This window comes from Agrobacterium sp. A3-95, assembly GCF_053521785.1.
In genome coordinates, this window is sequence record NZ_JBNWDR010000004.1 from 166783 (window position 1) to 185920 (window position 19138).

The window sequence follows — 19138 nt, forward strand, 5'->3', positions numbered from 1 at the left end:
AACATGATAGCCGGATTCGATGCAAAGCTGGTGGCGTCGGCCGATACGCCGCTGACCATCGGAAACGTGCCCTCCGGCATGGAAGCCCTGCTGCTCGCCGATATGGCGCGGGCGGGAACATCGGTGGCTTACGTGATGTCGGACGGCCAGCGGGTCGCCGATCTCGAACAGATTCTTGGTTTTGTCGCGCCAGATATTCCGGTGTTGACGCTGCCGGCCTGGGATTGTCTGCCTTATGACCGCGTGTCACCGAGTGCGGACACCTCGGCGCGCCGGCTCGCGGCACTTGCCGGCCTCATCAACCACGCCAAGAAACCGCATCCGGCCATCGTTCTCGTCACCGTCAACGCCATGCTGCAGAAGATGGCGCCGCGCGACGTTATCGAGAGCCTGGGCTTTTCGGCCAAGCCCGGCAACCAGATCCGCATGGAGGACATCGCCGCGCGGCTGGAGCGCAACGGTTTCGACCGGGTGGCGACGGTGCGTGAAGTGGGTGAATTCGCCGTGCGCGGCGGCATTCTCGATGTCTTCGTGCCGGGCACCGAAGAGCCGGTGCGGCTCGATTTCTTCGGCGATACGCTGGAAAGCATCCGCACCTTCGATCCGGCCAGCCAGCGCACCATCGCACAGGCGCGCTCGCTTGATCTTAATCCGATGAGCGAAGTGACGCTGACGCCGGATACGATCGGCCGGTTCCGTAAAAATTACCTGTCGCTATTCGGTGCGGCGACGCGCGACGACGCGCTTTATCAGGCCGTCTCCGAAGGCCGCCGTTATGCCGGTATGGAGCACTGGCTGCCGCTGTTTTACGAGGAGCTGGAAACCGCCTTCGATTATCTCAGCGGTTTCCGTATCGTCACCGACCATACGGCGCGAGAGGCGGCGAAGGAACGCTCCAAGCTGGTCCTCGATTATTACGAGGCGCGGCGGGCTTCCGGAGAGACCAAGGGCTCGACGCAGGGCGCGCCTTACAAGCCGGTATCGCCTGGGCAAATCTATCTCGACGGCAAGAGCTTCGAGGCGGCGCTTGCGAGCGTCAATGCGGTGCGGCTGACGCCTTTCAACGAACAAGATAGCGAAGGCCGCCCGGTCGCGACGCTTGATGCCCATGTTGGTCCGCGCTGGGCACGTCCACCGACGGAAGGCGACAGCGAAGAGCGGGTCAATGTTTTCGATCTGGCGGTAAAGCACATTGCCGAGCGCCGGGCCAAGGGCTGGAAGGTTTTGATCACCGGATGGTCGGAAGGTTCGCTCGACCGGCTGTTGCAGGTCTTGAACGAACACGGGCTTGAAAAGATCAAGCCGGTGACATCGCTGAAAGAGGTGGAGAAACTCGGCAAGGGTGAGGCGGCTTCTGCGGTGCTGAGCCTCGAAGCCGGGTTTGAGACCGGAACGCTCGCAATCATCGGCGAGCAGGATATTCTTGGCGACCGCATGGTGCGCCGTTCCAAGCGCCGCAAGCGCGGCGCGGATTTCATCGCGGAAGTGGCGGGGCTGGACGAAGGCTCGCTCGTGGTTCACGCCGAACACGGCATCGGTCGCTTCGTCGGTTTGCAGACCATCGAGGCAGCGGGCGCGCCGCGCGCCTGTCTGGAACTGCATTATGCCGACGACGCCAAGCTGTTCCTACCGGTCGAAAACATCGATCTTCTCTCGCGTTATGGTTCTGATGCCGCGGAAGCCACGCTCGACAAGCTCGGTGGCGGCGCATGGCAGATGCGCAAGGCCAAGCTCAAGAAGCGCCTGCTCGATATGGCCGACGAGCTTATCCGCATTGCAGCCGCGCGTCTGGTGCGCCACGCGCCGGCGCTTATCGCACCGGACGGGCTTTACGACGAGTTCGCCGCCCGTTTCCCCTATGACGAGACCGAGGACCAGCTGAACGCCATCGACGCTGTTCGCGACGATCTCGGTGCCGGGCGGCCGATGGATCGCCTGATCTGCGGCGATGTCGGTTTCGGCAAGACCGAAGTGGCCTTGCGCGCCGCTTTCCTTGCCGCCATGAATGGCGTTCAGGTGGCGGTGGTGGTGCCGACCACGCTTCTGGCGCGACAGCATTTCCGTACCTTTTCCGAACGGTTTCGCGGTCTGCCGATCCGGGTGCAGCAGGCCTCGCGCCTTGTGGGTTCGAAGGAGCTTGCGCTCACCAAGAAGGAAGTGGCTGATGGAAAGACCGACATTGTCGTCGGCACCCATGCGCTGCTCGGTGCGGGCATCAGCTTCGCCAATCTCGGCCTGCTGATCATCGATGAGGAGCAGCATTTCGGTGTGAAGCACAAGGAGCGGCTGAAGGAGCTGAAAAGTGACGTGCATGTGCTGACGCTGTCGGCGACGCCCATTCCGCGCACCTTGCAGCTGGCCATGACCGGCGTGCGCGAGCTGTCGCTCATCACCACGCCGCCAGTGGACCGCATGGCGGTTCGCACCTTCATTTCGCCCTTCGATCCGCTGGTAATCCGTGAAACGTTGATGCGCGAGCATTATCGCGGTGGCCAGAGCTTTTATGTCTGCCCGCGCCTTGCCGATCTCGCTGATATCCATGCATTCCTGCAGTCGGATGTGCCGGAACTGAAAGTGGCGGTGGCGCATGGCCAGATGGCGGCGGGTGAACTCGAAGACATCATGAACGCCTTCTATGACGGCAAATACGATGTGCTGCTTTCGACCACCATCGTCGAATCCGGCCTCGACGTGCCGACCGCCAATACGCTGATCGTGCATCGTGCCGACATGTTCGGTCTCGCCCAGCTTTACCAGCTGCGTGGCCGTGTCGGTCGTTCCAAGGTCCGCGCCTTCGCGCTGTTCACCCTGCCGGTCAACAAGGTGTTGACGACGATGGCGGAGCGGCGGCTGAAAGTGCTGCAATCGCTCGACACACTCGGCGCCGGTTTCCAGCTTGCCAGCCACGATCTCGATATTCGCGGCGCGGGCAATCTGCTTGGCGAAGAACAGTCCGGCCACATCAAGGAAGTCGGTTTCGAGCTTTACCAGCAGATGCTGGAAGAGGCCGTGGCCGAAGTGAAGGGTGACGAAGAGGTGCGCGACAGCGGCTGGTCGCCGCAAATCTCGGTCGGCACCTCGGTGATGATCCCGGAAGACTACGTGCCGGATCTGCATCTGCGCATGGGTCTCTACCGCCGTCTCGGCGAGCTTGCGGATATAGGCGAGATCGACGGTTTCGGCGCAGAAATGATCGACCGTTTCGGCCCGCTGCCGAAGGAAGTTCAGCATCTCCTCAAGATCGTCTACATCAAGTCGCTCTGCCGCACGGCCAATGTCGAGAAGGTGGATGCCGGGCCGAAAGGCGTGGTTGTGCAGTTCCGCAACAAGGAATTCCCCAATCCGGCAGCGCTTGTCGGTTACATTGGCAAGCAGGGCTCGATGGCGAAAATCCGCACGGACCACAGCCTGTTCCTGAACCGCGATCTGCCGACGCCGGAAAAACGGCTGGCGGGTGCGGCGATGGTCATGACGCAATTGGCGGAGCTGGCTCGGTCGTAGATTTAAGCCTTTGGGGGGCGGTGGGTGTGGCTTACCCCCTCTGCCCTGCCGGGCATCTCCCCCACAAGGAGGGAGATCGGCAAGACGCGCTGTCACCACTTCATTCTCTAACGTTGATATAGGCAAAACCTTGCCGCATATCGATCTTCCCACCTCTGGGGGAGATGCCCGGCAGGGCGGAGAGGGGTAAACCACACCCATCTTCGGCTCATTTCCGTTAGCCAATCCCTCGAAAACTACACTCACTGCCTTCAGCGAAAATTACCGCGATGTAACGAAACGGACATGTATCGGTAGTCTTCGCGGGCGTAATCTTTCCTTCATACCCGGTGCGGCGGATCGTAAAGCCGCCGGGTCTTGAAGGAGCAGGACGATGTGGACCAACATCAACAGGTTTGCCACCGCTGGTCTGGTTGCTTTGACAATTGCGGGCACCACAATTGCCACCACCAGTCAGGCGGAAGCGCGCAATAATTTCGGCCGCGGCCTTGCCGCCGGGATCGCAGGAACGATCATTGGCGGAGCGCTCATCGCCGGGGCAAGGCATCCCGGTTACGCTTATGGCCCCGCTTATTATGCACCGGCCTACGGTCCACCCGTCTACGCCGTGCCAGCTTATGGACCGCCTGTTGTTTACCAGCCGGTTTATCCTCGCTGCCACGTGGCCTGGCGACAGAACGCCTGGGGCGACATGTATCGGGTCAGGGTTTGTGATTGATCGAATGCCATGCCAGCGACGCAAACATGCGTCGCTGGTTCTCATGCATTTTTGACTTTAGCGCTCGTCTTCCGGCGTGATCCCGACGGCGACATTCTGGTCGGTCGCGGCGATGGAGGCGGGAAGCGGCACTTTTCGCTGCTTCTCGCGGATCAGCGTCAGCAGGCCGGAGCCGACGATCAGGGCGATGCCCATCAACATCCAGCCATCAATACGGTCGCCGAAAATCAGGTAACCGAACAGAATCGCCCAGAGCATCTGGCTATATTGCGTTGGGCCGATCATGGCGGCGGGCGCATATTGGGCAGCATACATGACAAGCACGTTGCCAAGCGCGCCGAGCAGGCCGTATCCCGCCAGCAGCAACCATTGTTCGCCGCCCGGCATGATGAAGGTCGGCACCATGGCGATGCCGCTGATGGTAAGACAGCCCAGTACGCCGGCCCCATACAGCGAGACGTTCTTTTCCGACGGACCCATGGCGCGGAAGATGACTATGCTGAGTGCGCCGCTGAAGCCACCGATGATTGCGCCGATATGGCCGATGCCGAGTTCACGGAAACCCGGCCGCAGGATGACCAGCACCCCGAGGAAACCGATGATGACCGCAGACCAACGGCGGATGCCCACCTGTTCCTTCAAAAACACCACCGACATGATGGTGACGAAAGAAGGAAGCAGGAAGATCAGCGCGAAGGCTTCGGCCATGGAAAGATGGGTGAAAGCGGTGACGCTGCCGACGGCACCCGTACCTGCGGCAAAAAATCGGATGATCCATAAAGGCCGGTTGGTCGTCTTCACCACATCCACCCAGCTATCATTGCGCTTGCGGATGAAGGGCAGGGCGATGAGGCCGAACAGGGCGCCGAAGAAGGCCGATTCGATCGGCGAAATCTGGCCTTCTATGAGTTTAACGCTCGCGTCGCTCCAAGCGTAGGCAGCGAAGGCGGCAAAGGCAAGCAGAATGCCTTTCAGGGTCTGGTCGGACACGGGAAAACACCAACAGTTTATCGATTACGGCAAGCTGCCGGTGTTCGACCGTCAGTTCATCGACTTATGCTCGTCCGCCTTGATTTTTGCAATATCCCGCAGTGCAGCAATCAATACATCAGGCGTTTGTGCACCGCTGATGGCGTATTTCTGGTCAACGATAAAGAACGGTACGCCGGAAACACCCATTTGCTGCGCCGCGTCAATTTCGGCAATCACCGTGTCCTTGTCTGCGTCCGATGCCAGAAGCCGTGTTACCACCTTTGCGTCCATGCCCGCCTTTTCGGCGATATCGGTCAGCACGGCGTGATCGCCGATATTGCGGCCTTCCTCGAAATTCGCCTTGAACAACGCGGTGACGATCCTTTCCTGAACGTCACGGCCTTCAGCATGGGCCCAGAGCGACAGGCGATGTGCGTCGAGCGTGTTCGGGCCAATCTTGATTGCATCGAAATCGTAGTGGATGCCGACCTGTTTTCCGAGTTCCACCAGCGAGGCATGGGCCTGCTCGAGACGCTCCTTGCCGAGCTTTTCCTCAAGCGCGGCCTTCTGGTCAACGCCTTCAGGCGGGTAATCCGGGTTGAGCCGGTAAGGTCGCCAGTTCACGTCGACGCTGATTTCGTCCTGCACCTCGGCAATGGCAAGATCGAGCCTTGCCTTGCCCAGATAGCACCAGGGGCAGACCATATCCGATACGACGTCGATAACGATGCGTTCCATGGCTTCATCTTCCGTTGTCTTGGACCGGGCAGGGGCGGGTTATTGCGCCCGCGCATCCCACCAGGTCTGTTTCTGATTGCCTGATATCGGGGTCATATCCGGGCGGTCGATATATTTCCAGCGGGCTATCCATTGCGCGCCGATGTAGTAGAGCGGAATGACATAGTGGCCGGCGACGAGAAGACGATCATAACCACGCACTGCCGCCTGAAAATCCTCCGTGGATCGGGCCTGCAACAGGGCCTCGATCATGCGGTCGATGTCGGGGCTGGCCGCACCCGCATAGTTGAAGCTGCCCTGCGCATCCCGCGACAATGAACTCCAGCGGTTGAGCTGCTCGGCGCCGGGCGAGAGCGATGAGGGCAGGGACCGGATGATCATGTCGTAATCGAAGCTGTTGGAGCGTGCCTGATATTGGCCATCGTCAACCGAACGGATGCCCATGGCGACGCCGATCAGGTTCAGCGAACGCTGATAGGCAAGCGCTATGCGTTCCTGCGCCGGGTTCTGCGTCATGATTTCGAATGCGAGCTGGCGGCCATTGGCGTCGGACATCCTGCCGTTCTTGATGCTGTATCCGGCCTCTTTCAGCTTATCGACGGCGAGCTTCAGGACCTTGCGGTCCGCGCCGGTCCCGTCGGTGGTGGGCATGGCGTAGGTTCCCGCCAGAAGTTCCGGCGGCATGCTCTTGGCCGCATCGCCAAGCAGCGCAAGTTCGCGCTCATCTGCGGCATTGCCATAGGCACCGAGCGCGGAGTTCTGCCAGTAGCTTTGCGTACGCTTGAAGGCGCCGCCGAGAATGTTCTTGTTCATCCACTCGAAATCGAGTGCATAGGACAGGCCCTCGCGCACCTTTTCGTCAGCAAAGACCGCGCGGCGGGTATTGAAGACAAGGCCGAACATGCCCGATGGCAGACGTGGCTGGAACACATCCTTGACGATATCGCCGCGATGAACGGCGGGGAAGTTGTAGGCCTGGCCCCAATGGGACGTATCGGAGGTGCCGTTGATGGCGTCGCCTTCGGGATAGATGTCGATATCGCCTTTCTTGAAGGCCTCGAACATGGTGGTGACCTGAAGGAAATAGGTGATGCTGATCTCGTCGTAATTCTCGAAGCCGACCTTGCTCGGGATATCCTTGCCCCAATAGTCCGGGTTTCGCTCCCAGATGATTCGTTCACCCGGCCGCAATGTCTTGATTCGGTATGGACCCGACCCGACAACAGCGCCGAGGCCCGCCTGCTCGAATTTTTCCGGATCGATCGCGTGTTTCGGCAAAATAGGGGTGGAAGAGGCGAGAATGAGCGGCGTTTCGCGGTTCGCCTTGTCGTTGAAGGTGAAGCGGACGCCGTGTTCGCCGATCTTTTCCAGCTTCGCCACGCCGTCTAGGCGGCTGTTGAACGGCGGACGGCCTTTTTCCTTCAGGAGATTGAATGTGAAGATAACATCGTCAGGCGTCACCGGCTCGCCATCCGACCACTTGGCCTTGGGATTGATGTTGAACTGGGTGAAGGTGCGTTCCTCGTCCCACTCCACGGTTTCCGCAAGCAGGCCGTAAAGGCTGAAAGGCTCGTCGCTCGAGCGCTGCATCAGCGGCTCGTAGAGGAGATTGCCGAATTCAGGGTCCCAGACGCCGCGCGCCGTTGTGCGCATTCCCTTGAGAACAAAGGGGTTGAGACTGTCAAAGGTGCCGACGACACCGTAGGATATGCGACCACCTTTTTTCACGTCCGGATTGACATAAGGGAAGTGCCGGAAGTCGGCGGGAAGTTCCGGCGTGCCGTGCATGGAAATGCCGTGAAGCGGCTGCGCTACGGCAATTTCCGGAGAAAGCAGGGCCGTTCCCCAAAGAAACAATGCGGGGATGAGGGCCGCAAGCTTGCGCATGTCACTATCCTGTCTCAACTGTCGGTCCGTTTTGTCGTCGTGGTCGGTTATCGTCATGATTGGTTTTTTGTTATGATTCTGGCGAATATGTAGCACAAGCCCATGGCTGGACCCATGCGAGGGCGGGAAATCTTGGGTTGCCTCAAGAAAAAGTTAAAGAAGTGCTGGATATCGCCGCGAACGGCATGTAACAGGGTGGCCGGAAGAGACGGGTCACGCATTTGCCTCATTTAAACGACAGTTGAACGGGCAGAAGGATACCGCCATCGGCGAGCAGGACCCGCGGTTCTGTTCTGGCAGACATTCAGGAGACGGAACTCTTATGATGCAAAAGGCAAACACATTCACCCGGACAGCTCTGTCCGCTCTCGTTCTTTCCCTGGGCGCGGTTTCCGCTCCGGCCATCTCGCAGGCACAGGATGCTCCCGCCAATCAGGGCGCTGGCGCTCCGCCGCTCGGCTGGTTCAAGACCTGCTCCAAGCAGGAAGACAACGATGTCTGCGTCGTGCAGAACGTGGTTCTTGCCCAGAACGGCCAGATGATCACTGCCGTCGGCCTCATCACTGTCGAGGGCAAGGTCAACCGCAAGCTGCTCCAGGTTTCCGTTCCGACCGCGCGTCTCATTCCCCCGGGTGTGATGATGCAGATCGACGGTGGCAAGGGTCAGAAGCTCGATTACGCTGTTTGCCTTCCCGACAAGTGCACGGCCGAAGTTCCGCTGACGGATGCCATGATTGCGTCGCTGAAGAAGGGCAACGAGATCGTCTTCACCTCGATCAACTTCCGCCGCGCGCCGAACCCTATCAAGATCGCGCTTACCGGCTTTACCGGCGCTTATGACGGCGCGGCTATCACCCAGTCGCAGCTCGCAGAAAGCCAGCGCAGCCTTCAGGAAGGCATGCAGAAAAAGGCCGAAGAGGCTCGCAAGAAGCTGGAAGCTGCTCAGGACGCCGCAAAGGGCGCGCCGAAGCCCTGATCTCTTTACGAGAACACGAAAAAACCGGCCTGTTTTCAGGCCGGTTTTTTTTATGCGCGGTTTTGATCCGACGTATTTTCAGTCAAAGCGCACAGCGCCCTTATGACTGTTGTCAAATCGGGCGTGCGCTAATGCGCCAGCGACATCTTCGGCCGCCACTCGCCGTTGGGCGCCTTGTCGAACATCCGCTCGATATTGCGGTTGCGGAGCGGCGCCTCGTTTTCATCGTGGACGAGGTTCTGTTCGGAAACGTAAGCGACATATTCCGTCTCATCGTTTTCCGCCAGAAGATGGTAGAAGGGCTGGTCGCGCTCCGGGCGAATATCGGCGGGGATGGCGTTCCACCACTCTTCCGTATTGGCATATTCCGGATCCACGTCAATCACCACACCGCGGAACGGAAACACCTTGTGGCGGACGATCTCGCCAAGCGTAAATTTTGCGTCTCTTTGTTTCATGGTATGAACTTCCTTTCCCACTAATAGTTGGGTGCGGAATGGGAAATATCAAGGGCTAGCGGTATCCGGCCCTTTTTCCCCTGATGCTCTTAAGCGACCCTGCGGCCGATCGGTGCGGTGGCGATGACGACGCCGCCGGTAACCAGCACGATGCCGATGGCGTGATATGTTTCAAACGTTTCACCAAGGAAAAGCGTGGCCATGACAATCGAGACGGGTGGCATCATGTAAAGCGTGATGCCTGCCGTGGCGGGGCCGAAAACGCGGACCGTATGGGTGAAGCAATAAAAGGCAAGCAGTGAGGCGAACAGGATGATGCCGCCGATCTTGGCCCAGGCGATGGCCGTGGCCGGCAGCAAGCCACCATGCGCCAGTTCGACCGCTGCCGGCGGGAGCAGGACCAGCGCGCCGGAGAAGGCGATGAGGCCGAAAAGGCTGAACGAGGCCATCTGCCGCGCCGCGGGATCGCGCAACAGCAGCGAATAGACCGCAAACGCAATCGCTGCCGTCAGAATGGCAAAATCGCCAATGTTGAATTTCATCTGCCAGAGAGCGGACATATCGCCCTTGAGCACGATTGCCGCCACGCCCGCAAAAGCGATGATCATGCCCGCCACTTCGAGCCTGCGGATCGGGCGGCCCTGAAAGATGCGCTGGAACAGGATGATGAATAGCGACGAAGTCGTGTAGATCAACGTACCGTTGGCAGCCGTCGTCATTGTGAGGCCCCAATAGACCACGCCGCCGCAGACGCCCATGCCGAGAATGCCAAGAACGAGCCAGAGCAGCGTTTTCTGGCGCACGAAGGCGAGGCAGTTCCGCCAGTCGGCGATCATGAACGGAGCGATGATGAGGCTCGATCCGATCCAGCGAATGAAGGCGGCAATGAAGGGCGAGACCTCTCCGATGACGCCGCGGCCGAAAATGATGTTGCTGGAGAAAAAGAACGGTACCGCCAGAAAGATGAGCCAGTCCGTGAGGCGCGTTTGCTGAGAGGCTGGCTTGATCGACATTGTTCGCGACATGGCTGGGCATCAAAAGAAAACGGCGGCTTTCCAGGGGAAAACCGCCGAGCGGGAAGGGACGCCTCTAAAGGCGTCCCAAATGCCGGTCAGGCCGAGTAGTACATGTCGAATTCGACCGGATGCGGGGTCATTTCGAAGCGCATGACTTCCTGCATCTTCAGCTCGATGAACGAGTCGATCTGGTCGTCGTCGAACACGCCGCCGGCGGTCAGGAACTTGCGATCCTTGTCGAGGCTTTCCAGTGCTTCGCGCAGCGAGCCGCAGACGGTCGGGATCTTTTTCAGTTCCTTGGCAGGAAGGTCGTAAAGGTCCTTGTCCATCGGCTTGCCGGGATGGATCTTGTTCTTGATGCCGTCGAGGCCGGCCATCAGCATGGCTGCAAAACCGAGATAGGGGTTCTGGGTCGGGTCCGGGAAGCGGACTTCGACGCGCTTTGCCTTCGGGTTGGAGCCGAAGGGAATGCGGCACGATGCGGAGCGGTTGCGGGCGGAATAGGCCAGCAGAACCGGAGCTTCATAACCCGGCACTAGACGCTTGTAGGAGTTGGTGGTGGGGTTGGTAAAGGCGTTGATTGCCTTGGCATGCTTGATGATGCCGCCGATGTAGTACAGGCAGTTTTCAGACAGGCCGGCATATTCGTCGCCAGCAAAGGTCGGCTTGCCGCCCTTCCAGATCGACTGGTGCACGTGCATGCCCGAGCCGTTGTCGCCGAAGATCGGCTTCGGCATGAAGGTTGCCGTTTTGCCATAGGCATTGGCGACCTGGTGCACGACGTACTTGTAGATCTGCATCTTGTCGGCGCTGGATACCATGGTGTCGAACTTCACGCCCAGCTCGTGCTGCGCGGAGGCGACTTCGTGGTGGTGCTTTTCGACGACGACGCCCATTTCAGCGAGAACCGTCAGCATTTCGGAACGCATGTCCTGCAGGCTGTCGATCGGCGGAACCGGGAAGTAACCGCCCTTGACGCGCGGACGGTGGCCAAGGTTGCCGGTTTCGTAATCCGTGTCGTCGTTGGACGGCAGTTCCGACGAGTCCAGCTTGAAGCCGGTGTTGTAAGGGTCTGCCTTGTATTTCACGTCGTCAAAGACGAAGAATTCCGGCTCGGGGCCAACGAAGATGGTATCGCCGATACCGGAGGCCTTGAGGTAGGCTTCGGCCTTCTTGGCGGTGCCGCGCGGGTCGCGGTTATAGGCTTCGCCGGAAACCGGGTCGAGAATGTCGCAAAGGATGACGAGGGTCGACTGGGCGAAGAACGGATCGGTATGGGCAGTTGCCGGATCGGGCATCAGCACCATGTCGGATTCGTTGATGGCCTTCCAGCCGGCGATCGAGGAGCCGTCGAACATGACGCCATCGGCGAACATGTCTTCGTCTACGCAGACAACATCCATGGTGACATGCTGCAGCTTGCCCTTGGGGTCGGTAAAGCGCAGGTCCACGAACTTGATGTCGTTATCCTTGATCTGCTTCAAGATATCGTTTGCGGTCGTCATTTAAACGTTTTCCTTGAGTGTGGTGGTGACGAGGTGAAAAACCTGAGCCTCCCCGGCTCAGGACCTGGTTCCGATTATATGGCGTCCACGCCTGTTTCACCGGTACGGATTCGGATGACTTCCTCGACGTTGGAAACGAAAATCTTTCCGTCGCCGATACGTCCGGTCTGTGCCGCATTGCGGATAGCCTCAATGACGGCTTCCGCATTTTCGTCCGCCAGTACGACTTCGACTTTCACTTTCGGCAAAAAGTCCACAACGTACTCTGCTCCGCGGTAGAGTTCCGTGTGGCCCTTCTGACGACCAAAGCCTTTTGCTTCCGTGACCGTGATTCCCTGAAGTCCGACTTCCTGAAGGGCTTCCTTCACTTCATCGAGCTTGAAAGGCTTAATGATCGCTTCGATCTTTTTCATGAGAAAATATCTCTCCGCTTCTCCCGTTAAAGCAGGTTATTCCCGCTCTGCCACAAGAATGCACGTATTGTGCCAGATCGGAAGCGGGCTTGAAGAAAAAACTTCGCTTGCCCGGCTTTCTGGCACAAAATGCATTCGCTTTTTGTGGTTTTCCAGCCAATTTCTCGCCAAAACCCGAAAAATCCGTCATCAATTCTGTCGGTTTTCCTTATTTTAGTTATGTTGAATATTTTGGAGTGCGCTGACAGCGTGTTGTTGATTTGTTTATATTTTATGCATTTGATTATTATTTCGCCTCAGCCATTTGCTTATTTTTGTATCGATTGCCTTTCCGGCGTTTTGAAGGGATGATCGCTCCATGAAATCCCTATTGAATCTCTCTCTTATCGACCCTGCCGTGATGGCCCGCATCGATGCGGCCTCAGGCCAATCCGGCATTCCCCTATACGATCTTATGGAGCGGGCAGGGCAGGCGGTCGCTGCTTCAGCCCTTCGCTACTATCCGGACGCGCTGCGTTTCGTCGTGCTCTGCGGAGGCGGCAATAATGGCGGTGATGGTTACGTTGCGGCACGCTCGCTTGTGCAAAGCGGGGCGACAGTTGCGGTTCATCATCTTGGCCAAGTCACGGCCATGAAAGGCGATGCCCGCACGGCTTTCGAGGTCAGCGGCGCCACAGCCCTGCCGCTTGGCGACTATGTGCCCATGGCTGGTGACGTGGTGATTGACGCGGTGTTCGGTGCCGGATTGTCCCGCGAGATTCCGTCGGAGCTTCGGCGCGTGATCGATGCGGTGACGCAGGCAGCCGTGCCGGTTCTCGCCGTCGATCTGCCGTCTGGTCTTTGCGGCAGGAGGGGCGTGCCTCTGGGCGCATCGTTCAAGGCGGAGCGGACCGTAACCTTCATGGCGCGAAAACCCGGCCATCTGTTGATGCCGGGGCGGGAACTGTGCGGGACGCTTGAGGTGTTCGATATCGGTATCCCCTCCCGTATTCTCGCCGCTCATGCGGGATCGGTTGCGGAAAACGATCCACTTGTCTGGCGCGACGCCTTGCCCCCCTCCGAAATGGAAACGCATAAATTCCGCCGTGGGCATCTGACCGTCTTTTCCGGACCGCCACATGCGACGGGAGCAAGCCGCATGACGGCAATCGCGGCGCTGAAGGCGGGGGCGGGCATCGTCACCATCGCCGCGCCGAAGCAGGCGCTCGACGTGCTTTCGGTGACATTGACGGCGGTGATGAGCTCCGGTCTGGATGATGCGGACGATCTGCGCCACTGGCTGGACGACAAACGCCACGGCGCTTTCGTCCTCGGTCCCGGTTTCGGCGATCTCGAAAAGGCGCGGCAATTCGTGTCCCTGCTCGGGGACAAGGTGGTGGTGCTGGATGCCGACGCGATCACCGCTTTCAAGGACTGCCCGGAAACCCTCTTCGACCGGGTGATTTCAGGCGCGGGGAAATTCGTATTGACGCCGCATGAGGGCGAGTTTGCCCGGCTGTTTCCCGATCTCGCCGCTGACACGTCACTGAGCAAGATCGAGAAGGCGCAGACCGCATCGGCGCGCAGCGGCGCAGTGCTGGTCTACAAGGGTGCGGATACGGTCATCGCCGCGCCGGACGGCCGCGCGCTGGTCAATACCAATGCGCCGTCGAGCCTTGCGACGGCGGGGTCAGGCGATGTGCTGGCTGGCATCATCGGCGCATTGCTTGCGCAGGGAACGCCTGCCTTTGAGGCCGCCGCTGCCGGTGTCTGGCTGCATGGCGAGGCGGGCAGCAGGGCGGGTGCAAGTATGACGGCAGAAGATCTCGCCCACGCGGTGCGGCCGTTTGCGTGACCTTGAGTTGGTGTCCACTCCGTCACCCCGGACTTGATCGCAGGAGATACCTTTCGCTGCGCAGACGCGTCGTGGCTGGATGCCGGATCTAGTCCGGCATGACGGGGGAGAGGTTTTCATTCCTGAGGTGAGCGCTTTTTCGCCCTCGAAGTTTAAAGCCGCGTCAGTGCGCGGCTTTGCCCTGGCTCGCCGTTGCCATCCGTGAAGCGCTGATCAGCAGCTTGCGTTCCGCCCGTTCCTGTTGCGGCGTGCGATTGTAGATTTCGCGATAACACTTGGAGAAATGCGAAGCGGAGACGAAACCGCAGGCAACGGCAACCTCGACCACCGGCATGGCCGATTGCACCAGCAGGTGGCGGGCGCGGTCCAGGCGGATTTCAAGATAGTAGCGGGCGGGTGAGCGGCCCATTTCCTGCCGGAAGAGACGCTCCACCTGTCGGCGCGACAGATCGGCCGCATCGGCGATGTCGAGCAGCGACAGCGGCTCGGACAGATTGCCTTCCATCAATTCGATGATCGACAGGACCTTGCTATTCTGAACGCCGAGGCGCGCACGCAGCGGCAGGCGCTGGCGGTCGTTGGGGCTGCGCACCCGGTCCGTCAATTGCTGCTCGCAGACGCGGTTGACGAGATTTTCGCCGAAATCCTGACCGATCAGGCTCAGCATCATATCGAGCGATGCGGTGCCGCCGGCGCAGGTATAGATGTTGCTGTCGACCTCGAAGAGATCGGCATAGACTTCCACCTGCGGGAAGGCTTCGGAAAAACCAGGCAGGTTCTCCCAGTGGATCGCACAGCGTTTGCCGTTCAAGAGACCAGCCTGCGCGAGGATATGCGCGGCGGTACAGAGGCTGCCGATGGCGATGCCGCGATTATAGGCTTCACGCAGCCAGGCATTGACGGATTTGTTGATGTGCTGGTCGACATCGATGCCCGAACAGATGATCGCCATTTCAACGCGGTTTTCGCCGCTGACATATCGGCGCTCATCGGCAAGACAGGTGTCGACCTCAAGACAGATGCCGCTTGATGACATGACCTTCTGGCCGTCGAGCGAGGCGAGGCGCCATTCGTAAGCCTGATACCCCAGCATGCGATTGGCGATGCGAAGCGTTTCAACCGCTGCGGCGAACGGCAGCATGGTAAATTGCGGAATGAGAAAAAAGACGATTGAGCGTTTCTTCTGGGAGTTCCTGCTCATTTGCCCGTGCTCCGTTGCGAATACGCAATTCCTCCCTTGGAATCGGTCTTCTGGATGTCCTGTTTCCGACATCTTTAACGAAAAATACGCCGTGAAATCCGGGCTGTCAAAAAATAGCTTTTGAAATATGCAAAATTTGCGACAAGCCTTTTTAAAGGGCGTCGTGTCGCATGTAAAACAGGCAGGTCATTTTACGCCTTTGCCGGGGCGTCTCGGGATTGACGGGGATGGCTCGCAAGTCCTGGGACGGTTGCGAGCCATGGGGTTGCGCATCATTTGCGGACGACCCTGATGCGGTTGCTGTCGGTTGTCGGCCATCCAATGTCCTTCAATGTTTCAGGCGGCAAACCTTCCAGCGCGCGGAGCATTCTTGCGCGCTTCCATGACGTATGAAGAGCGGAAATCTGGCCGGACAGGCGCTGGAGCCAGCTACCGGTCGAGGGGCGTTGCGACGAACGGCTCGCTGCGGGGTGATAATGTATCATGGCCATGTCTTGATCCTTTCGTGAACCACGATCCTGTTTACGACTTCGGTATGCGCTTACATATCTCATCAAACAAGAGAATGAATTTGATGTCATTCATCAGTTCTAGGAATGACTGGCGCTCGCCGCCTGCCGGACTTTCTGTCTATCCGTGATGGGCCAGCGCTTCATTCCGACAAGGCGTTAGTTGCCCTGTCATTCGATGTCTCGGATGGTGCGCCTGTGTTGACATTCAATCAAACGAAATGATATCCATCTATAAATCAAAATATTTGAAGGTTCGTGCCATGACCGTAACTTTCCGCCAACCGCTGCCGCTGCTGGATAACGACATTCTGAGAACCTTCGTCGCGATTGCCGAGACCGGGAACTTCTCCACCGCCGCAGAGGTGGTGTTCAGAACGCCGTCCGCCGTTTCCATGCAGATAAAGAAGCTGGAGGAACAGCTGAAGACGACGTTGTTCCTGCGCGATGCCCGCTCGGTGACTTTGACGGCGCATGGCGAAACGCTTCTTACCTATGCGCGCCGCATGATCGCGCTGTCTAACGAGGCCGTGTCGCGTTTCGTCATGCCTGAACTGTCTGGCGTCGTCAGGCTCGGTGCGCCGGAAGATATTGGCGAGCGCGGTTTGCTCCCGGGTATCCTCAAGCGTTTTGCCGAGGTTTTCCCCGGCATCATGATCGATGTCACGATCGATTCCAGTTCCAATCTCTACAAGCGCATGGATGAACGGCGGCTGGATCTGGCACTGGTCAACTGTGCGTCGCATCCGCTGCGGGATACGGGCGAGGTGCTGATGCGCGAACGTCTCGTCTGGGCCGGGGCAAAATGCGGTACGGCCTATCTGCGCGATCCGCTGCCCATATCAATATGGGAAGAGGGCTGCATCTGGCGTTCGGAAGCGATCAACTCGCTTGAAAAGCGGGGTCGCAATTTCCGCGTGGCCTATCTCAGCGGCCACACCATGGCGCAGCGCGCAGCAATTGCCGCCGATCTCGCCATCGCGCCCCTGCCGCGCTCCTATGTGCAGAACGACATGGTCATTCTGAGCGACAAGGAAGGCCTGCCGGAACTTGGTTATTTCGATATTCGCCTGATCACGGGCGAAAGACCCTCGCGCCCCATCCTTGCGGTCGCGGAAAGCATCCGCAACGCCTTTGTCGAGGTCGCCAAGGCGGCCTGAGGCAGATCTTTATAACGGGAATGCGCGACGGCGAGCGTCCGTCGCGCCATAGGCAAAGGTGGGCTTAGATCGCTACCGTGCCCCGCTTTGCAGAAAAGTCCGCATCGCCGATTTGCCAGCTTCCACGACCGGCCAGCCAGTCTGCCGAATTCTGTAACCCACCAAATGGGAAAACGTGGATTTGCCGGATCGGCCCTGCCGGATTTGCCTGCCAGTGCCGTTCGATAGGGCCGACCACGCTTTCCGGTGAATGGCCCTTGGCCAGCGTCGTCAGGGAGAGCGCGTTCTTTTTCAGATAGGCGATGGAATTGCCGACGCCGCAGAGAGCTGCATATTTCAGCAGCGTCGTGATCCTGGCCGGACCGGAGACGCCGATATGCACCGGCAAGTCGATGCCGGAGGCGGCAAGTCCTTCCGCCCAGGCGATGAAGCGCGCGGGGTCGAAGCCGAACTGGGTGACGATGCGCATTGCCGCATCGCTTCTTTCGGCAAAATCATACTTCAACTTCAAGGCGGCCGTCGCCGTCTCTTCGCTGAAATCGGGGCTGCCTTCGGGATGGCCGGCGATTGCAATCTGATTGATCCCGCAGCGATCGAAGATGCCGGTCGACAGCATATCCATGCTGGATGTGAACGCACCAGCCGGCGTGGCGACGCCACCGCCGACTACCAGCACATCCGACACACCCGCTTCGCCTGCCAGCCGCTTCACCTGCTCCTCGAATTCCACGCCAGACGATATGCGCCGTGCCGCGAGATGCGGCACTGGTGTGTAGCCGAGATCGCGAAGGTGTTTTGCAGCGTCGACCAGCCTGTCCTGCGAGGCCTGTCCGGTGTCTGTCAGATAAACACGCACGCCCTGTGGAAAGAGACCGGCAAGACTTGCCGGGCCGAGCACCTGTGCGGGTGAGGCTTCAATGGAGGCGGCAATGGCGGGAGAGGTCGAGATATCGTGCAATTTGAATTTGGTCCTTTTCCTTATCATGCACCGCTTTTTTGCCCACGTCTTTGCCTGTTGCGGCAAGACAGCCCTGCATCTGCGACGAAGCTTGATTTCATGCGTTTGGCTGGCGGCAATGGCTGGTTGTTCTCACCAGACACGTTTGGTGAGGCCGTTCCACAGCCATGTCCAGATCGTCGGCGGAAACCGCAGCACCGATTTGCCAGGCAAGGGCGGTTGCGGCGCAAGGCTGCCGGAAAGGGCGTCCTCGATAGCGCTGACCGCAATATCGACCGAGGCGGCGGTCAGAAGCAGGGGGTAGGTGGCAATGGTATCGGAAGGCGAGGGCTTCAGCCGCTTTTCGTAAAGGGTTGCGCCGGTATCCACGCCCTTGTCGACCAGATGCACGGTTGCGCCGAAATTACCCCGGTCCTTTTCCACCAGCGCCCAATAACCGCCCATCTGGCCGCGATAGGCGGGATTGATGCCGGCGTGGAAATTGATGACCGGGCAGCGCAGGGCTTGAAGGGTTGCCGGTGTCAGAAGGCGGCAGGAAATGGTGAAGATCGCCGCCGGTTGCAAGGTGTTGATGGCCTTGTGGCACTCTTCGTCGTTCAGGGAGGCAACGTGTGTAACAGGAACTGCCTGGCCGAGATCGGCAGAGAGGCCATGTTCTGCAATGATCTCATTGGTGCGCCGAACAGTGAAGCGTTTGCCGAGCCGGGAGGCGATCATCGTCGCCATCTGGCCTGCGGCTGTCATCCAGCCGAGCCGCCGCGCCCGTCTTTTCAGAATGGCCGATTTGCTTTCCGCCTGCTCCACGATGACATGGATATCCGGAAACCGGGCGGCCAGCGCATTGATCATGACATTGGGGTTCAGTCCCCCCGCCGTCATCACCAGTAGCCGATTGTTTATCTCAGTCATGTCACCCACACGATTTTCCCGATCATGATCCCTGCGCCCGAGTTTCCCTCGCGAAGTTCAAAACCATGTTAATTTTCACCGACGGGATTTTTTCAAACGCCGGTGGAACCGATTTCCAATGCTCACGTTATTGTGACGCATATCACATCGGCGCTTGCCTTTGGACGGCAAGTCATAGGGGAGTTATTTCAAATGATCACACGTATTCTTTCGACAGTTTTCGTGGCTTTGTTGACCGTCGTGACCTTGAGTTCCTGCGGTAATACCATTCGCGGCGTTGGCCGGGATACGGCAAATGCAGTGGACGCCACGCAGGACGCAGGTCGTAGCGTAGACCGCGCCGCGCGTCGCTAAGTCTCTCCCCTCCAAGGTCTGGCGTCTCC

Annotated in this window: 18 protein-coding genes; 7 read left to right on the forward strand and 11 right to left on the reverse strand. The window is 59.1% G+C overall.

The genetic code is table 11. From position 1 onward, the window contains the following. Nucleotides 1-3 precede the first annotated feature (3 nt). Both mfd and ACQZ5Y_RS13150 read left to right on the forward strand, forming a co-directional pair. Entirely contained in the window at nt 4-3501 is a 3498-nt protein-coding gene (mfd, locus tag ACQZ5Y_RS13145; protein WP_174049575.1) for a transcription-repair coupling factor, read from the forward strand. A 373-nt stretch (nt 3502-3874) separates the two neighbouring features. Beyond that, entirely contained in the window at nt 3875-4219 is a 345-nt protein-coding gene (locus ACQZ5Y_RS13150) for a hypothetical protein (protein WP_065687278.1), read from the forward strand. A 57-nt stretch (nt 4220-4276) separates the two neighbouring features. Here the strand turns inward: ACQZ5Y_RS13150 and ACQZ5Y_RS13155 are convergent, their stop codons facing one another. The 3 genes from ACQZ5Y_RS13155 to ACQZ5Y_RS13165 are packed head-to-tail and all read right to left on the reverse strand — an operon-like array spanning nt 4277 to nt 7816. Continuing rightward, a complete protein-coding gene (locus ACQZ5Y_RS13155) occupies nt 4277-5209 on the reverse strand; it encodes an EamA family transporter (RefSeq protein ID WP_174049574.1) in 933 nt (310 codons plus the stop codon). Nucleotides 5210-5260: 51 nt separating this feature from the next. Then, nucleotides 5261-5929: a DsbA family oxidoreductase gene (locus tag ACQZ5Y_RS13160; RefSeq protein WP_003515731.1), complete on the reverse strand. Its 669-nt coding sequence runs from the start codon at nt 5927-5929 to the stop codon at nt 5261-5263. 39 nt (nt 5930-5968) lie between these two features. Beyond that, nucleotides 5969-7816: an extracellular solute-binding protein gene (locus ACQZ5Y_RS13165; protein WP_025593697.1), complete on the reverse strand. Its 1848-nt coding sequence runs from the start codon at nt 7814-7816 to the stop codon at nt 5969-5971. Nucleotides 7817-8138: 322 nt separating this feature from the next. On the opposite strand from ACQZ5Y_RS13165, the gene ACQZ5Y_RS13170 reads away from it, so the two are divergent. Next, a complete protein-coding gene (locus tag ACQZ5Y_RS13170; RefSeq protein WP_013636323.1) occupies nt 8139-8792 on the forward strand; it encodes an invasion associated locus B family protein in 654 nt (217 codons plus the stop codon). A gap of 128 nt (nt 8793-8920) precedes the next feature. On the opposite strand, the gene hspQ is transcribed toward ACQZ5Y_RS13170, so the two are convergent. The 4 genes from hspQ to ACQZ5Y_RS13190 all read right to left on the reverse strand — a co-directional run bounded on the left by hspQ (nt 8921) and on the right by ACQZ5Y_RS13190 (nt 12184). Next, nucleotides 8921-9250, reverse strand: coding sequence for a heat shock protein HspQ (gene hspQ / locus ACQZ5Y_RS13175; RefSeq protein ID WP_003515726.1), 330 nt, complete (start codon nt 9248-9250; stop codon nt 8921-8923). Between the two features lie 89 nt (nt 9251-9339). Then, on the reverse strand, nt 9340-10263 hold the full coding sequence (locus ACQZ5Y_RS13180) for a DMT family transporter (protein WP_075807527.1): 924 nt from the start codon (nt 10261-10263) through the stop codon (nt 9340-9342). Between the two features lie 98 nt (nt 10264-10361). Continuing rightward, a complete protein-coding gene (glnA, locus tag ACQZ5Y_RS13185; protein WP_003515722.1) occupies nt 10362-11771 on the reverse strand; it encodes a type I glutamate--ammonia ligase in 1410 nt (469 codons plus the stop codon). Between the two features lie 74 nt (nt 11772-11845). After that, nucleotides 11846-12184 carry a P-II family nitrogen regulator gene (locus ACQZ5Y_RS13190; protein WP_003515720.1) on the reverse strand — a complete coding sequence of 113 codons (339 nt, stop codon included), beginning with the start codon at nt 12182-12184 and terminating at the stop codon, nt 11846-11848. Nucleotides 12185-12273: 89 nt separating this feature from the next. Between ACQZ5Y_RS13190 and ACQZ5Y_RS13195 the strand changes: the two genes are divergently transcribed. Both ACQZ5Y_RS13195 and ACQZ5Y_RS13200 read left to right on the forward strand, forming a co-directional pair. Further along, entirely contained in the window at nt 12274-12429 is a 156-nt protein-coding gene (locus ACQZ5Y_RS13195) for a hypothetical protein (protein ID WP_164876620.1), read from the forward strand. A 113-nt stretch (nt 12430-12542) separates the two neighbouring features. Beyond that, entirely contained in the window at nt 12543-14018 is a 1476-nt protein-coding gene (locus ACQZ5Y_RS13200; protein WP_174049573.1) for an NAD(P)H-hydrate dehydratase, read from the forward strand. 163 nt (nt 14019-14181) lie between these two features. Here the strand turns inward: ACQZ5Y_RS13200 and ACQZ5Y_RS13205 are convergent, their stop codons facing one another. Continuing rightward, entirely contained in the window at nt 14182-15219 is a 1038-nt protein-coding gene (locus tag ACQZ5Y_RS13205) for a GlxA family transcriptional regulator (RefSeq protein ID WP_003515714.1), read from the reverse strand. A 272-nt stretch (nt 15220-15491) separates the two neighbouring features. Continuing rightward, nucleotides 15492-15710, reverse strand: coding sequence for a DUF1127 domain-containing protein (locus ACQZ5Y_RS13210; RefSeq protein ID WP_025593690.1), 219 nt, complete (start codon nt 15708-15710; stop codon nt 15492-15494). A gap of 239 nt (nt 15711-15949) precedes the next feature. Between ACQZ5Y_RS13210 and ACQZ5Y_RS13215 the strand changes: the two genes are divergently transcribed. Continuing rightward, on the forward strand, nt 15950-16888 hold the full coding sequence (locus tag ACQZ5Y_RS13215; RefSeq protein ID WP_003515711.1) for a LysR family transcriptional regulator: 939 nt from the start codon (nt 15950-15952) through the stop codon (nt 16886-16888). Between the two features lie 64 nt (nt 16889-16952). Here ACQZ5Y_RS13215 and ACQZ5Y_RS13220 read toward each other — a convergent pair whose 3' ends face one another. Continuing rightward, nucleotides 16953-17873, reverse strand: coding sequence for a methylenetetrahydrofolate reductase (locus tag ACQZ5Y_RS13220; protein ID WP_174049572.1), 921 nt, complete (start codon nt 17871-17873; stop codon nt 16953-16955). A 105-nt stretch (nt 17874-17978) separates the two neighbouring features. Then, a complete protein-coding gene (locus ACQZ5Y_RS13225) occupies nt 17979-18755 on the reverse strand; it encodes a formyl transferase (RefSeq protein ID WP_065687284.1) in 777 nt (258 codons plus the stop codon). 192 nt (nt 18756-18947) lie between these two features. Between ACQZ5Y_RS13225 and ACQZ5Y_RS13230 the strand changes: the two genes are divergently transcribed. Beyond that, the gene (locus ACQZ5Y_RS13230) at nt 18948-19109 is read left to right on the forward strand and encodes an entericidin domain-containing protein (RefSeq protein WP_003515706.1); all 162 of its coding nucleotides are present in this window, start codon (nt 18948-18950) and stop codon (nt 19107-19109) included. The last annotated feature ends 29 nt before the right edge of the window (nt 19110-19138 follow it).